This is a genomic window from Paenibacillus sp. SER-28, assembly GCF_052906305.1.
The window spans coordinates 1-277 of the sequence record NZ_JBRECM010000069.1; the positions used below are offsets into that span (position 1 = coordinate 1).

Sequence of the window (277 nt, forward strand, 5' to 3'; positions counted from 1 at the left end):
GCTTGATGGCGCCTCCCGCACGTTGCTGGCCAGCTCCCGCATCGCCCTGGCCGTGCGCCACGGTGCGCCGCAACCCGCCATCGCCACGGTGGAGCAGCTCAAGCAGGCGCTGCTCGCGGCCAAGTCCATCGCCTACTCCGACAGCGCCAGCGGCGTCTACCTGTCGCAGGTGTTGTTCCCCCGACTGGGTCTGGCCGAGGCCTTGAAGGGCAGGGCACGCATGATCCCCGCCGAACCGGTGGGCCAGGTGGTGGCGCGCGGTGAGGCGGAGCTGGGC

Annotated in this window: 1 protein-coding gene; it reads left to right on the plus strand. The window is 71.8% G+C overall.

Going from position 1 to position 277, the window contains the following annotated elements; genetic code table 11:
* Positions 1-277 (plus strand): substrate-binding domain-containing protein (locus ACUYLD_RS25675; RefSeq protein WP_446676239.1); only part of this gene is annotated, 277 nt, incomplete at both ends.